A 13,821-nucleotide genomic window follows, 5' to 3' on the forward strand; every position below is an offset into this window, starting at 1 on the left:
CCCGCCTGTCACATCGGGTCATGCCACTATATGACACGGTCTGCCGCGCCCCACCGGGCCCGGGACGGAAGCCCCCGGGCCGGCGGTGGAGAAGGATTTTCGTGTGACCCCCGATCTGATCCTGCCCTACGACGGCGTCCTGCCGGACTTCGCGAGCCGGCCCGTCTGGTGCGGACGCGGCAGCACGGTGATCGGCGCGGCGCGTCTCGGGGCCCAGGCCTGGATCGGCGACGACGCGGTCATCCGCGCGGATGGGCAGAGCGTCATCCTCGGCGAACGATTCTGGCTCGGCCCGCGCTCCACCGTCCATATCGCCACCCAGGCGCGGGGCACGCAGGTCGGCGACCGCGTGACCGTCGGGCGCAACAGCGTCGTGCATGCCTGCACGGTCGGCTCCGATGTGGTGATCGAAGACGACGTGGTGATCCTCGACGGCGCGGAGATCGGCGATGGCGCGGTGATCGAGGCGGGCTCCACCGTCTTCCCGCGGGCGCAGCTGGCCGGCGGCTACGCCTATGCCGGAAGCCCGGCGCGGCCGAAGCAGCCGGTCGGCCTCGATGAGGTCGCCGAACGGGCCGAGCGCCTGCGGGAGCGGATGGGCGATGGGCCCACCCCGCCCGCCGGGGAGCCGCCCGAGGTCGAGCCCAGCGTGTTCGTGGCCCGCACCGCGAGCGTGCGGGGGCGGGTCAGCCTCGGCGCGGGATCGACGGTGCTGTTCTGCTGCGACCTCAATGCCGAGGCCGGGCCGATCGTGATCGGCGCCGACACCAACATTCAGGACAACACCGTGATCCGCACCCGCGGCGAGGGCGTGGTGATCGGGCGCGACACCACGATCGCCCACAACGTGCGGATCGCCGACAGCCGGATCGGCGCCCGCTCGCTCATCGGGATCGGCGCCGCGATCGCCCCCGGCACCCTGATCGCCGACGACGTGATGCTGGCCGCCGGCGCCACCACGGATCCCGGTCAGATCCTCGAAGCCGGCTATCTCTGGGGCGGTCGCCCGGCCCGGATCCTCGCGCCGCTCGATGCCGAGAAGCGCGCCACGATGATCCGCATCGTCGAGGGCTATTGCCGGCACGGACGGGAGTACCGGGCGGCGCAGGAGGCGTTGGGTTAGAGACCGGGGGGCTCGTCCGGCGCGGAATGCAGGGCCATCCGGCCTCCTGCAGCCGGTCTATACTGTAGCTACGATATAACCGTGCATATGGTCTGGGACGAGCGGAAGCGCGCGATCGACCTGCTCCCGGAGCCGGCGGGTCAGAGGCTCGATGTCCTTGATGCCCGCGATCGCTTCGCGTGGGACAGCACGCTCGTCGTTCCGACCTATCCGGGGCCGGATGGCCGAGCGCGATTCATCGCCATTGGATGGCTCGACGGACATCTGCGCGCCCGCGTGTTCGCGCCACTCTGCACGCAGGCCGTCTCGGCAATCAGCCTCCGTCCGGCCAGTCGAAGGGAGAGGAGCCTCTATGACGACGCGTAAGGCCGGTCCCATCAGCGACGCCGCGGAGGCCCGAATTCAGGCCGCCATCGCCCGCGATCGGAGGCCAGCAGGAAGCTCGTCACCCTCAGGCTGCCGCCCGACGTGATCGCGGGCTATCAGGCGAGCGGTCCCGGCTGGCAGGTCCGCCTGGGCGAGGTTCTCGCAGCGGGCCTCGCGACGGAGCGGACGGTTTAGAAAGCGAAGCGCCGGTGATAGGCCAGCGCTCCTGACCGAATTGCCTCGGTTAGTGCTGCAGGATCTTCGACAGGAAGGTCTGCGCCCGCTCGGATCGGGGGCTGCCGAAGAAGTCCTCCTTCTTGGCGTCCTCGACGATCTCGCCGCGATCCATGAAGATCACCCGGTCGGCGACCTTCCGGGCGAAGCCCATCTCGTGGGTCACGACCATCATGGTCATGCCTTCCTTGGCGAGTTCCACCATCACGTCGAGCACCTCGCCGACCATCTCGGGGTCGAGCGCCGAGGTCGGCTCGTCGAACAGCATCACCACCGGGTTCATGGCGAGCGCCCGGGCGATCGCCACGCGCTGCTGCTGACCGCCCGAGAGCTGGCCCGGAAACTTCGTGGCGTGGGCGCCCAACCCGACCCGGGCGAGCAGGTCGAGCCCGCGCTTCTTGGCGTCCTCGGCGCTGCGGCCCAGCACCTTGCGCTGGGCGATGGTGAGATTGTCGGTGATCGACAGGTGCGGGAACAGCTCGAAATGCTGGAACACCATGCCGACCCGCGAGCGGAGCTTGGGCAGGTTGGTCCCCTTGTCGGCGACCTTGGTGCCCGCCACCGTGATCTGGCCCTTCTGGAAGGGCTCCAGGGCGTTGACGCACTTGATCAGGGTCGACTTGCCCGAGCCGGAGGGGCCGCAGACCACAACGACCTCGCCCTTGGCGACCTTGGTGGTGCAGTTCGTCAGCACCTGGAAGTCGCCGTACCATTTGCTGATGTTGTCGATGGCGATCATCGTCTCGCCGGGCGCCGCCTGGGGCACGCCGGAGACGAGATGGCCGGGCTGCAGACCCGCATCCGCGGGGGCATAGGCGGCTTCGACGGCGGGCTCGGCGGCGGTCGGGGCCGGCATCGGGGACGAGGTCATACGCGGTCTCCAGTGTCGGTCAGCGGATGATGGCCACGCGGCGCTGCAGGCGGCGCACCAGGAACGAGGCCGAGAAGCAGATCACAAAGTAGACGACCGCCGCGAAGATATACATCTCGACGAGGCGGCCGTCGCGTTGGGCCACCTTCGAGGCGGCGCCCATGAAGTCCGTGAGCGACAGGACGTAGACCAGCGAGGTGTCCTGGAACAGGATGATCGTCTGGGTCAGCAGCAGCGGCAGCATGTTGCGGAAGGCCTGGGGCAGGACGACGTTGCCCATCGTCTGCCAGTAGTTCATCCCGAGCGCCTGCGCGGCGGCGGTCTGGCCCTTCGGGATCGACTGGATGCCGGCCCGCATGATCTCCGAGAAATAGGCCGCCTCGAACGCCATGAAGGTGATCAGCGCGGACGGGAAGGCGCCGACCTGGATCGGCGTCGAGGATCCGGTCACGTAGGCGCCGATATACGGCACGAGGAAGTAGAACCAGAAGATCACCAGCACCAGCGGCAGCGAGCGGCACAGCTCGACATAGCCCTTGGCGACCTGGGTGAGGCCGGGCACGCCCGAGAGCCGGGCCATCGCCAGAAGCGTCCCGATGATCACGCCGCCGACCGCCGCCATGGCGGTGAGCGTCACGGTGAAGACCATCCCCTGCCCGAACAGGTAGGGCAGGGACTGGACGATGACGGAGAAATCGAAGTTCGAGAGCATCGGCGCCTGTTCGCGGTGGCCGTCTGGCGGGGGATCGGGGGCGGGCTGTCCTCAGCGCTGGCCGGGGATGGCGACCGCCTTCTCCAGGAAGGTCGCCGCCGTGACGACCACGAGGTTGATGATCACGTACAGCAAGGTCGCGGCCGTGAACGCCTCGAACACCTGGAAGGAGAATTCCTGCATCGAGCGGGCCCGGGCGGTCAGCTCCAGCAGGCCGATGGTCAGGGCCACGGACGTGTTCTTCAGGTTATTCAGGAATTCCGAGGTCATCGGCGGCAGGATGATCCGGTAGGCGTTCGGCAGCAGGACGTAGCGGTAGGTCTGGTAGGTCGTGAAGCCCATGGCGGTGCCGGCCATGCGCTGCCCCCGCGGCAGCGCCTGGATGCCGGCGCGGACCTGCTCGGCCACGCGCGAGGCGGTGAAGAAGCCCAGGCACACCACCGCCGTGTAGAACGGCGCGTCCGGCATCTGCTTGATCGCGTCGCCGAGCCGGGTCGGCACCAGCTCCGGCAGCACGAAGTACCAGAGGAACATCTGCACCAGCAGCGGCACGTTCCGGAACAGCTCGACATAGGCCGTGCCGATCGCGTTGGCGGGCTTCGACGGCAGGGTGCGCAGCACGCCGATCAGCGACCCGAGGAAGAACGCGATAATCCACGAGCAGAGCGCGGTGGCGATCGTCCACATGAGCCCGGAGAGCAGCATGTCGAGATAGGTGCCGTTGCCCTCAGGCGAGGCATCGAAGAAGATCCGCCAGTTCCAGTTGTAGTTCATCGCGCTGCTTCTGAGATGAAACGTGTGAGCCCGGTGTTTCCCAATCTCACCCTCATCCTGAGGTGCCCGGGTCAGCGGGCCTCGAAGGAGGGCTCCAGCCGGCCGCGCGATCCCTGGAGGGCCCCTGCGAGGCCTCCGCTGCGCGTCGGCACCTCAGGATGAGGGAGTGTGTGGGATTGCCGTCTGCTTCGGACCGTCCGTGACGCATCGCGGGCGAACCCGCGATGCGCCGTCGTTGCGTGGACCGATCTCAGTAAGCCGCCGGATCGGGGCTGGCGATCGGGGTGGTGAACTGCTTCTTCATCTCCGCGCTCATCGGCAGGTTGAGGTTGATGTTGCGCGGCGGGATCGGCTGCGTGAACCACTTGTCGTAGAGCGCCTTGCCCTCGGGGCTCGTGTAAAGCTTGGCGGTGGCGTCGTCCGCGACCTTCTTGAACTCCGTGTCGTCCTTGCGCAGCATGATGCCGTAGGGCTCAGGCTTCGACAGGGCCTCGGTGGAGATCTCGTAGGCCGACGGGTCCTTCGAGGAGGCGGCCAGCGAGGCGAGCAGCACGTCGTCCATCACGAAGGCGGCGGCACGGCCGGTCTCGACCATCAGGAACGCCTCGGCGTGGTCCTTGGCCGGCAGGATCGTCAGGCCGAGCTTGCGCTCCGTGTTGGCCTCGTTGATCTGCTTGATGTTCGTGGTGCCCGAGGTCGACACGACGGTCTTGCCCTTCAGGTCCTCGATCGTGTGCAGGTTGGCGGACTTCTTCGAGACGTAGCGGGTCGCGGTCAGGAAGTGCGAGTTGGTGAACCACACCTGCTTCTCGCGCTCGGCGTTGTTGGTGGTCGAGCCGCACTCGAGGTCGATCGTGCCGTTCGCCATCAACGGGATGCGGGTGGCGGAGGTGACCGGGTTCAGCTTCACCTCGAGGTTCGGGAGGTTGAGCTTGGCCTTCACGGCATCGGCGATCTTGTAGCAGATGTCCATCGCGTAGCCGACCGGCTTCTGGTCGCCACCGAGATACGAGAACGGCACGGAGGCGTCGCGATAGCCGATGACGATGGCGTTGGCGTCCTTCACCTTCTTGAGGGTGCCGGTCAGCTCCTGCGCCCGGAGGCTCATGGGCGCGAGGGCGAGGGTCAGGCCCAGCGCCGCGGCAACGCCGCGGCGAGCGATATCAGACTGCATCGGTACGGAACTCCTGAATCAGGCCGAACGGTGTCGGCTGGCGGCTGGGCCTGCGGGCCCGCCCGCTCGGGCGACGCCTTTGCAATGATGGTGCCGGGAGATGGGCCGAGGGGCCGCGCGCAAACGCGGTCGAATACCGACAGGGCGCGGACAAGCGCCTCTGGATACACGCGAACGCGATCCCTGCCGTCCCCATGACGTTCTCCCAGGCGCCGAGCCGGCCCGCCGCTCGCGCCGGCGGCATCATGCACACTTCTTAGGCGTGCGCACGGGGTCTAGAGGACGTATCCGCATACAGATCGACGAATTCACAGCGCCCCAAACGACGAAGCCGCCCCGCAGGGTGGTGCGGAGCGGCCTCGGACTGGCGACGGGACGGGCGAGCCGCCGGACGTTACTTCGTCAGCTCGTTGCCGGTGTAGTCGATCTTGCCGTCGGCGCCCTTCTTCCACTCGTACATCACGTAATCGGGCCGGGTGATGTCGCCCTTCTTGTCGTAAGCGATCGGGCCGACCACCGTGTCCACGGACTTGCCCTGGTGCAGCCAGTCGGCGAGCTTCTTGCCGTCGCTGGAGCCGGTCTCGGCCATCGCCTTGGCCAGCACCTGTACGGCCGCATACGAGTAGAGGGTGTAGCCCTCCGGATCGATGTTCTTGGCCTTGAAGGCGGCGAGCGCCGCCTTGGCGTTCGGGTTCTTGCGGGCGTCCGGCGGGAAGGTGGTCAGCGTTCCCTCGGCGGCCGGGCCGGCGATCGCCACGAGTTCGCGGTCGACCATGCCGTCGCCGCCCATCATCGGCGCCTTCAGGCCCTGGTCGCGCATCTGGCGCAGGATCAGGCCGGCCTCGGTGTAGTAGCCGCCGAAATAGACCACATCGACATTGGCGGACTTCAGCTTGGAGACGAGGGCAGAATAATCCTTCTCGCCCGGGTTGATGCCCTCGTACATCACGTCCTTACCGCCCTTGGCCTTGAGGGCCTTCAGGGTCTCGTCGGCCAGGCCCTTGCCGTAGGGGGTCTTGTCGTGGACGAAGGCGATCTTCTTGCCCTTGAAATGATCTGCCAGGTAGGCACCGGCCACCGCGCCCTGCTGGTCGTCGCGGCCGCAGGTGCGGAACGTGTTCCACATGCCGCGCTCGGTGAACTTCACGTTCGTGGAGGCGGGGGTGACCTGGATGATGCCGGCGTCGAGATAGACGTCGGAGGCCGGGATCGAGACGCCGGAGTTGTAGTCGCCGACCACCATCTTCACGCCGTCGCTGGCGAACTTGTTGGCCACCGAGACGCCCTGCTTCGGATCGGAGGCGTCGTCGCCCACCGTGACCGAGAGCGTCGTGCCCTTGAGGGTGCCGGCCTTGTTGAGGTCCTCGACCGCCTGGCTCGCACCGTTCTTGAGCTGCGCGCCGATGGCGGCGCTGTTACCGGTGATCGGCGCGGCGATGCCGAGCTTGACGTCGGCGGCCTGCGCCCCGGCCATCATGGCGCCGAGGGCGAGCCCGGCCAGCAGAATCGATCTCATCGCGTACTTCCCCTTGGTGTCAGGACCGCACGTGCGGATCCGGCCGCACTCATCGGACCCCGCCCGCCTCCGGCGCCCGCTCGCGCCAGGTCAGCGGTGAGGTCTTCTCGTAGAGCCAGCGGTACTGGCTCGTCATCTGGCGCGTCCGCGTATAGCGGAAGCCCGCCGCGCCGATGATCATGACCACGAGCGCGTCGACCGCATAGTAGTGCAGCGACAGCAGCGTGCCCGAAAACAAAGCATAGTGGATGAAGCGCACGGCGGCCGCCACGAGCAGCAGCGCCAGGGCGCATTGCCAGAACGGCCGCCAGCCCCGGGCGATGCCCCGCGCGGCCATCCAGCCGGCCCAGCCGCCCATCACCACGGTGACAAGCAGGAACAGCCAGGCCGATTCCTCCTCGAACACGACGCCCTGCAGCATGCTCATGCCCCGACCGGGCCGGCATGGCCCCCCTCCAGATAGGCGGCCTGGACGTTCGGATCGTCCAGGAGCGCGCGGCCCGTGCCGCTCATCGTGACCCGGCCGTTGACCAGCACGTAGCCGCGATGGGCGAGCTTCAGGGCGTGGTAGGCGTTCTGCTCGACGAGGAAGATCGTCATGCCGTCGGTCCGGTTCAGCTCCCGGATCGCGTCGAAAATGCCCTTCACGACGAGCGGCGCGAGGCCGAGGGACGGCTCGTCGAGGAGCAGCAGGCGCGGGCGGCTCATCAGCGCCCGGGCGATGGCCAGCATCTGCTGCTCGCCCCCCGACATGGTGCCGGCGCGCTGGTTCAGGCGCTCCTTCACCCGGGGGAACAGGACGCAGACCTTCTCCAGATCCTCGGCGAAGAAGCGCCCGTCGTGGAGCGCCGCGCCCATCTGAAGGTTCTCGTAGACGCTCATGCGCGGGAAGACCCGGCGCCCCTCCGGCGACTGGGCGATTCCGAGCCGGGCGATGGCGTGGGTCGGCAGGCGGGTGATGTCGCGCCCGTCATAGGTGATCGTGCCGGAGCGCGCCTGGGGGCTGCCGAAGATCGTCATCATCAGGGTCGACTTGCCGGCACCGTTGGCGCCGATCAGCGTGACGATCTCGCCCTCGGCGACATCCAGATCGACGCCCCGCAGGGCGGCGACGCTGCCGTAATAGGTCGAGACGTCGCGCACCGCGAGGAGCGGCGGCTTCTGGCCCGCCTGGATCGCCCGGGTCTCCTCGACCAGGACGTTGATGCCGGCGACGCTCATGCCGGAGCTCCCGTATGGGTCGCGTCCCCGTGCGGCACGCTGATCCCGACCTCGGCCTCCACGGCCTCCACCTCCTCGTCCTCGACGCCGAGATAGGCGGCGATCACCTTCGGATCGCTGCGGACCTCGGCGGGCGTGCCGTCCGCGATCTTCTGGCCGTAATCGAGTACCACCACGTGGTCGGAGATCTCCATCACCACCGACATGTCGTGCTCGATCAGCAGGACCGAGGTGTCGTGCGCGTCACGGATGTGGCGCAGGAGGCCGTTCAGCTCGGCCGATTCCCGCGGGTTGAGGCCCGCCGCCGGCTCGTCGAGGCAGAGCAGCACCGGATCGGTGCACATCGCCCGGGCGATCTCCAGGCGGCGCTGCGCGCCGTACGGCAGGGCGCCGGCCGGATCGTCCGCCCGCTCCATCAGGTCGATCCGCGTCAGCCACGCCTTGGCGCGCTCGATCGCCGCCTCCTGCGCGTCCCGGAAACCCTTGAGGCCGAGCAGCCCGAGGATCGTGTAGCCGGAGGCGCGCATCAGCGGCTTGTGCTGGGCGACCAGCAGGTTCTCCAGCACCGTCATGCCCTGGAACAGGCGGATGTTCTGGAAGGTGCGCGCCACCCGAGCAGTGCGATTGACCTCGTGGTTCGGCAGCCGCTCCAGCAGGTGCGTGGTGCCGTCCGCGTGCGCCAGGGTCAGCATGCCCTCGGTCGGCTTGTAGAAGCCGGTGATGCAGTTGAACACGGTGGTCTTGCCGGCCCCGTTCGGGCCGATCAGCGCGGTGATGTCGCCGCGCCGCGCCTCGAAGGACAGGTCGGAGACGGCGACAAGCCCGCCGAACCGCATGGTCAGATGCTCAACGGTGAGCACCGGCGGGGTCGCGGCCGCCGCCCGGAGATCGGGATACGTCGCCATCAGCCGTGCCCCTCGCTGACATGGGCGCCGGAGACGGCGCGGCGCTCGCCGAGCGAGACCGAGGGCAGCCGCACCGAGATCAGCCCGCGGGGCCGCCAGACCATCATCGCCACCATCGCGAGACCGAACAGGAGCAGGCGGTACTCGTTCGGGTCGAAGCCCTCGCCGAACACGGCCTTGAGGAAGCCGAGGTTGCGCAGCATCTCGGGGCCGCCGACCATCGCCACCGCGGCGATCGCGACGCCGACCTGGCTGCCCATGCCGCCGAGCACGACGATCGCCAGGATGATGGCGCTCTCCAGGAAGTTGAAGCTCTCCGGGCTGATGAAGCCCTGGCGCACCGCGAAGAACGAGCCCGCGAAGCCGCCGAAGGCCGCCCCCAGCGCGAAGGCGGTGAGCTTGACCGCCGTGGTGTTGATGCCGAGCGAGCGGCAGGCGATCTCGTCCTCGCGCAGGGCCTCCCAGGCCCGTCCGATCGGCAGGCGGCGCAGGCGCAGGGTGACGAAGTTGGTGATCAAGGCGAGCGCCAGGATCAGGTAATAGAGAAACACCAGCCGGTGCATCGAATCGTACGGGATGCCGAAGGTCGCCGCGAACCCGTCGTCGCCCGCCGTGAACGGGATGCCGAAGAAGGTCGCCCGCGGGATCGACGAGATGCCCGCGCCGCCTCCGGTCACGTCGGTCCAGTTGATCAGCACGAGGCGGATGATCTCGCCGAAGGCCAGCGTCACGATGGCGAGGTAGTCGCCGCGCAGGCGCAGCACCGGAAAGCCGAGGATCATGCCCCACAGGCCGGCGAACAGGCCGGCGAGCGGCAGGCAGAGCCAGAAGGACAGGCCGAAGGTGGTCGACAGCAGCGCGTAGGAATAGGCGCCGACCGCGTAGAAGGCGACGTAGCCGAGGTCGAGCAGCCCCGCGAGGCCGACCACGATGTTCAGGCCCCAGCCGAGCATCACGTAGGTCAGGATCAGGATGCCGAGGTCGATCCAGTAGCGGGCCGAGGACAGGCCGCCGGTGGCGAGCGCCGCGAGGATCGGCAGGGTCAGCGCCACGGCGATGAAGATGTAGAGCCCGACCTTCGAGGTCTTCTGGCCGGCATCGGGCTCGCCGTGGACCGCCTCTGTGGCCTGGGCCGGGGAGGGGGTCAGCGCCCGCCGGGCATCCCGGCGCAGCAGCACCAGCCTTTGCACGATCCGGGCGACGAAGATCGCCGCGCAGAGCGCCGCCACCAGACCCCAGCGCGGCACGAGCACCAGCTCGGTGCCTGGGCCGGGATCGGTGCGATAGGCGATGAGCGGCACGCACAGGCCGAAGGTGACGAGGGCGTAGAGGGCGGCGTCGCGCAGGATGCCGGCCATCGCGGAGCCGGGAAGGGCAGTCTGCGGGGCGGCCATCAGACTTTCTCGACCTCGGGCCGGCCCAGGATGCCCGAGGGCATGAAGATCAGCACGATCGCGAGGATCGAGAAGGCGGCGACGTCCTTGTACTCGATGGAGAAGTAGGCGGACCAGAAGGTCTCGATCAGCCCGATGATCAGGCCGCCCAGCACCGCGCCCGGCAGGGAGCCGATGCCGCCGAGCACCGCCGCCGTGAACGCCTTCACGCCCGGCACGAACCCGTCCGAGAACGACACGACGCCGTAATACATCAGGTAGAGGACGCCGGCGACGGCCGCCAGCGCGGCGCCGAGCACGAAGGTCAGCGAGATCGTCCGGTCGACGTCGATCCCGAGGAGCGCCGCCATCTTGCGGTCCTGCTCGCAGGCGCGCTGGGCGCGGCCGAAGGGCGTGCGCTGCACGAGATACCAGAAGCCGGTGAGCAGCACGGCGGTCACCGCCATGATCAGCACCTGCTTCCAGGCCAGGAACACCGCGTAGCCGTCGCGCTCGAACAGGGTGATGCCGCCCGAGAACATCGGCGGGGTCGGCTTGTTGCGCGCGCCCTGCACCACCTGCACGAAGTTCGACAGGAAGATCGAGACGCCGATCGCCGAGATCAGCGGCGCCAGCCGGAACGAGCCGCGCAGGGGCCGGTAGGCGACTCGCTCGATCGCCCAGCCCCACAGGGCGGTCAGCACCATGGCGACCACCAGCACCACCAGGAAGGCCAGCGCGATCGAGCTGATTCCGAGCCAGACCGTCAGCAGCAGGAAGGTGATCAGCGCGATGAAGCAGGAGACCATGAAGACGTCGCCGTGGGCGAAGTTCACCATGCCGATGATGCCGAACACCATCGTGTAGCCGATGGCGATCAGGCCGTAGATCGAGCCGAGCGTCAGCCCGTTGATGAGCTGCTGTACGAAGACGTCCATGTACTCTCGCGCGCCGTGGGTTCGAGTCTGCCTACTGAGACAGCAGGCAGCTTGGCAGGGCAAGACCCGTACCGCAGCCGTAGCATGCCGGCCACCGGTTTCATCCCCGCGCAAGCGTCGCGCGAAAACAGTCGAAGAGACCAGTAACGGCGCCACTCAGGGCTTGCGCATGGCGCAGTTCGTGCTTCACGTTAACGAACTGTAATGCTCGCTCATCCCGAGCCCAGGCAGGAGCCGTCCGATGACAGGTTCACGACTCACGACGATGATTTTCGTCGGCATGCTCCTGGGGATCGCGGTGGGCTATGCCTGCAGCATCACGTGGCCCGATCCGCAAACGGCAAAGGAGATCGCCGGTTACATCGCGCTGATTTCCGACGTGTTCCTGCGCCTCATCAAGATGATCATCGCCCCGCTGGTGTTCTCGACCCTGGTGGTGGGCATCGCGCATCTCGGGGACACGGCCGCAGTGGGCCGGGTCGGCGGCAAGGCGCTGCTCTGGTTCGTGGGCGCCTCGTTCTGCTCGCTGATGCTGGGGCTGATCCTGGTGAACCTGATGCAGCCGGGGGTGAACCTGAACCTGCCGCTGCCCGATGTCGGGGCCGGCACGGGGCTCAAGACCGCCTCGCTCTCGCTGAAGGAGTTCGTCACCCACCTCGTGCCCAAGAGCGCCGTGGAGGCGATGGCCAATAACGAGATCCTGCAGATCGTGGTGTTCTCGATCTTCTTCGGCGTGGCGCTCGCTGCGCTCGGCGAGAAGGGGCACTTCCTGGCCAAGGGCATCGAGGGCGTGGCCGACGTCATGCTGAAGGTGACGGGCTACGTCATGATGTTCGCCCCCGTGGCGGTCTTCGCCGCGATCGCCGCGACCATCACCACCCAGGGCATCGGCGTGCTGGTCACCTACGGCAAGTTCCTGATCGAGTTCTACATCGGCCTCGCGGTGCTCTGGGCGCTGCTGATGGGCGTCGGGTTCCTGCTGCTCGGGGGCGGCGGCATCATGCGGCTCATCAACCTGATCAAGGAGCCGTTCGTGCTCGCCTTCTCGACCGCGTCGAGCGAGGCGGCCTACCCGAAGATGCTGACGAACCTCGAACAGTTCGGCGTGCCCAACCGGATCACCTCGTTCGTGCTGCCGATGGGCTACTCGTTCAACCTCGACGGCTCGATGATGTACTGCACCTTCGCGGTGATGTTCATCGCCCAGGCCTACAACATCCCGCTGACCTGGGGTCAGCAGCTCACCATGCTGTTCCTGCTGATGGTGACCTCGAAGGGCATGGCGGGCGTGCCCCGCGCCTCGCTGGTGGTGATCTCGGCGACGCTGACCCAGTTCAACATCCCGGAGGCGGGGCTGCTGCTGATCATCGGCATCGACCAGTTCCTCGACATGGGCCGCTCGGCCACCAACGTGCTGGGCAACAGCGTCGCCACGGTGGCGGTGGCCAAGTGGGAGGGGCAGCTCACCGCCACCGACCAGCGGCTGGATCATGTCGGGACCGTGGTGTCGCCGGCGGAGTAGGGGCAGAGAGGGGGCAGCCGTCAAAGCGATGCGCGTCTCCCTCCCCCCTTTGCGGGGGAGGGAGGAGCGTGAGGTCGCCCTTCCGCTCTATTCGTCTCCGATGTGTCGATGTGCTGGCACCGTAGGGTGCGCCCCGGAGGACGGGTGATGGCAAGGCTTTCCATCGCGATTCTAGCCCTGGCGCTGGCGGCGTCCCCCGCTTCCGCCATCGAGGTGCTGACCGGCATGCTCAAGAGTGTCGCCGAGCGCGGCGAGATCGTGCTCGGCTACCGCGAGAGTTCGGTGCCGTTCTCCTTCGTGGAGGGCAAGCATCCGGACGGCTCTCCCCGGGCGATCGGCTACGCCATCGACCTCTGCGGCGAGATCGCCGACGACATCCAGGCGGCGATCGGCCGGCCGGTGAAGATCCGCTACGCGCCGGTCACCGCCGAGACCCGCATCGAGGCGGTCGCCTCCGGCAGGATCGATCTCGAATGCGGCTCGACCACCGCCAATGCCGAGCGGCGCAGGCAGGTGGCCTTCTCGCCGGTGGATTACATCAGCGCGACGCAGCTCCTGGTGAAGCGGGGCTCGGGCATCGCCTCCTACCGCGACCTCGGCGGCAAGACCGTGGTGGTCACCGCCGGCACCACCAACGAGAAGGCCGTGCGCGACCAGCTCGCCCGGCTCAAGATCGACGCGCAGGTGGTGACGGCACCGGATCACGCCGCCTCCTACGCGATGGTGAAGGCCGGGAAGGCCGACGCCTTCGCCACCGACGACGTGCTGCTCTACGGGCTGATCGCCACGGACGCGAAGGACGGGTCCAGCTACACGGTGCTGCCCGACAAGCTCTCCTACGAGCCCTACGGCATCATGTTCCGCAAGGACGATCCGGAGCTCGCCGGGATCGTGCAGCAGACCTTCACGCGGCTCGCCGAGTCCCGGGCCTTGCGCTGGACCTACGAGCGCTGGTTCCTCAAGCGCCTGCCCAACGGCGAGCGCCTCGACATCCCGATGTCGAATGACCTGCGGGTGAGCTTCCAGCTGATGGGCCTCGACGCGGGCGAGTAGGCGGGGCGCCTCGCTTTTGCCCAACCGGAGCGCGAGGAA

General features: G+C 68.0%; 15 protein-coding genes. 5 read left to right on the forward strand and 10 right to left on the reverse strand.

The genetic code is table 11. The features are described from left to right. Positions 1-103 precede the first annotated feature (103 nt). The 3 genes from AAHG09_RS19455 to AAHG09_RS31970 all read left to right on the forward strand — a co-directional run bounded on the left by AAHG09_RS19455 (position 104) and on the right by AAHG09_RS31970 (position 1,684). On the forward strand, positions 104-1,123 hold the full coding sequence (locus AAHG09_RS19455; protein ID WP_342109094.1) for a gamma carbonic anhydrase family protein: 1,020 nt from the start codon (positions 104-106) through the stop codon (positions 1,121-1,123). A gap of 87 nt (positions 1,124-1,210) precedes the next feature. Continuing rightward, positions 1,211-1,489, forward strand: coding sequence for a BrnT family toxin (locus AAHG09_RS19460; protein ID WP_342109095.1), 279 nt, complete (start codon positions 1,211-1,213; stop codon positions 1,487-1,489). A gap of 90 nt (positions 1,490-1,579) precedes the next feature. Then, a complete protein-coding gene (locus tag AAHG09_RS31970) occupies positions 1,580-1,684 on the forward strand; it encodes a hypothetical protein (protein ID WP_412760059.1) in 105 nt (34 codons plus the stop codon). A 49-nt stretch (positions 1,685-1,733) separates the two neighbouring features. Here AAHG09_RS31970 and AAHG09_RS19465 read toward each other — a convergent pair whose 3' ends face one another. From AAHG09_RS19465 to AAHG09_RS19510, 10 genes are all read right to left on the reverse strand, one after another. Further along, a complete protein-coding gene (locus AAHG09_RS19465; protein ID WP_342109179.1) occupies positions 1,734-2,462 on the reverse strand; it encodes an amino acid ABC transporter ATP-binding protein in 729 nt (242 codons plus the stop codon). 151 nt (positions 2,463-2,613) lie between these two features. Continuing rightward, on the reverse strand, positions 2,614-3,306 hold the full coding sequence (locus AAHG09_RS19470; protein WP_342109096.1) for an amino acid ABC transporter permease: 693 nt from the start codon (positions 3,304-3,306) through the stop codon (positions 2,614-2,616). A gap of 51 nt (positions 3,307-3,357) precedes the next feature. Beyond that, positions 3,358-4,080, reverse strand: a complete 723-nt coding sequence (locus AAHG09_RS19475) for an amino acid ABC transporter permease (RefSeq protein WP_342109097.1) — start codon at positions 4,078-4,080, stop codon at positions 3,358-3,360. Between the two features lie 250 nt (positions 4,081-4,330). After that, positions 4,331-5,254 carry an amino acid ABC transporter substrate-binding protein gene (locus AAHG09_RS19480; protein WP_342109098.1) on the reverse strand — a complete coding sequence of 308 codons (924 nt, stop codon included), beginning with the start codon at positions 5,252-5,254 and terminating at the stop codon, positions 4,331-4,333. A 394-nt stretch (positions 5,255-5,648) separates the two neighbouring features. Beyond that, complete coding sequence (locus AAHG09_RS19485) at positions 5,649-6,770, reverse strand: branched-chain amino acid ABC transporter substrate-binding protein (protein ID WP_342109099.1); 1,122 nt, start codon at positions 6,768-6,770, stop codon at positions 5,649-5,651. A 49-nt stretch (positions 6,771-6,819) separates the two neighbouring features. Beyond that, positions 6,820-7,188, reverse strand: a complete 369-nt coding sequence (locus AAHG09_RS19490; RefSeq protein ID WP_244000673.1) for a DUF6867 family protein — start codon at positions 7,186-7,188, stop codon at positions 6,820-6,822. A 5-nt stretch (positions 7,189-7,193) separates the two neighbouring features. Further along, positions 7,194-7,991: an ABC transporter ATP-binding protein gene (locus AAHG09_RS19495; RefSeq protein ID WP_342109100.1), complete on the reverse strand. Its 798-nt coding sequence runs from the start codon at positions 7,989-7,991 to the stop codon at positions 7,194-7,196. Next, complete coding sequence (locus AAHG09_RS19500) at positions 7,988-8,896, reverse strand: ABC transporter ATP-binding protein (protein WP_342109101.1); 909 nt, start codon at positions 8,894-8,896, stop codon at positions 7,988-7,990. The genes AAHG09_RS19495 and AAHG09_RS19500 overlap by 4 nt, the downstream gene beginning before the upstream one ends. Next, positions 8,896-10,290, reverse strand: coding sequence for a high-affinity branched-chain amino acid ABC transporter permease LivM (livM, locus tag AAHG09_RS19505; RefSeq protein ID WP_342109102.1), 1,395 nt, complete (start codon positions 10,288-10,290; stop codon positions 8,896-8,898). Before livM ends, AAHG09_RS19500 begins: the two co-directional genes overlap by 1 nt. Continuing rightward, positions 10,290-11,207, reverse strand: a complete 918-nt coding sequence (locus AAHG09_RS19510; protein WP_244000594.1) for an ABC transporter permease subunit — start codon at positions 11,205-11,207, stop codon at positions 10,290-10,292. The genes livM and AAHG09_RS19510 overlap by 1 nt, the downstream gene beginning before the upstream one ends. Before the next feature lie 241 nt (positions 11,208-11,448). Here AAHG09_RS19510 and AAHG09_RS19515 point away from each other — a divergent pair, with 241 nt between their 5' ends. Further along, entirely contained in the window at positions 11,449-12,729 is a 1,281-nt protein-coding gene (locus tag AAHG09_RS19515; protein WP_342109103.1) for a dicarboxylate/amino acid:cation symporter, read from the forward strand. Positions 12,730-12,876: 147 nt separating this feature from the next. Continuing rightward, positions 12,877-13,782 (forward strand): amino acid ABC transporter substrate-binding protein, encoded by a 906-nt coding sequence (locus tag AAHG09_RS19520; RefSeq protein WP_342109104.1) that lies wholly within the window; start codon positions 12,877-12,879, stop codon positions 13,780-13,782. Positions 13,783-13,821 lie beyond the last annotated feature (39 nt).

This window comes from Methylobacterium guangdongense, from assembly GCF_038442355.1.
Classification (GTDB): Bacteria; Pseudomonadota; Alphaproteobacteria; order Rhizobiales; family Beijerinckiaceae; genus Methylobacterium; species Methylobacterium guangdongense.

What these genes read in the sequence shown, in the direction of transcription:
- AAHG09_RS19460 (WP_342109095.1), top strand. Translation starts at nt 1,211, where the DNA reads ATGGTCTGGGACGAGCGGAAGCGCGCGATCGACCTGCTCCCGGAGCCG.
- AAHG09_RS19465 (WP_342109179.1), bottom strand. Translation starts at nt 2,462, where the DNA reads ATGATCGCCATCGACAACATCAGCAAATGGTACGGCGACTTCCAGGTG.
- AAHG09_RS19470 (WP_342109096.1), bottom strand. Translation starts at nt 3,306, where the DNA reads ATGCTCTCGAACTTCGATTTCTCCGTCATCGTCCAGTCCCTGCCCTAC.
- AAHG09_RS19475 (WP_342109097.1), bottom strand. Translation starts at nt 4,080, where the DNA reads ATGAACTACAACTGGAACTGGCGGATCTTCTTCGATGCCTCGCCTGAG.
- AAHG09_RS19480 (WP_342109098.1), bottom strand. Translation starts at nt 5,254, where the DNA reads ATGCAGTCTGATATCGCTCGCCGCGGCGTTGCCGCGGCGCTGGGCCTG.
- AAHG09_RS19485 (WP_342109099.1), bottom strand. Translation starts at nt 6,770, where the DNA reads ATGAGATCGATTCTGCTGGCCGGGCTCGCCCTCGGCGCCATGATGGCC.
- AAHG09_RS19495 (WP_342109100.1), bottom strand. Translation starts at nt 7,991, where the DNA reads ATGAGCGTCGCCGGCATCAACGTCCTGGTCGAGGAGACCCGGGCGATC.
- AAHG09_RS19500 (WP_342109101.1), bottom strand. Translation starts at nt 8,896, where the DNA reads ATGGCGACGTATCCCGATCTCCGGGCGGCGGCCGCGACCCCGCCGGTG.
- livM (WP_342109102.1), bottom strand. Translation starts at nt 10,290, where the DNA reads ATGGCCGCCCCGCAGACTGCCCTTCCCGGCTCCGCGATGGCCGGCATC.
- AAHG09_RS19510 (WP_244000594.1), bottom strand. Translation starts at nt 11,207, where the DNA reads ATGGACGTCTTCGTACAGCAGCTCATCAACGGGCTGACGCTCGGCTCG.
- AAHG09_RS19515 (WP_342109103.1), top strand. Translation starts at nt 11,449, where the DNA reads ATGACAGGTTCACGACTCACGACGATGATTTTCGTCGGCATGCTCCTG.
- AAHG09_RS19520 (WP_342109104.1), top strand. Translation starts at nt 12,877, where the DNA reads ATGGCAAGGCTTTCCATCGCGATTCTAGCCCTGGCGCTGGCGGCGTCC.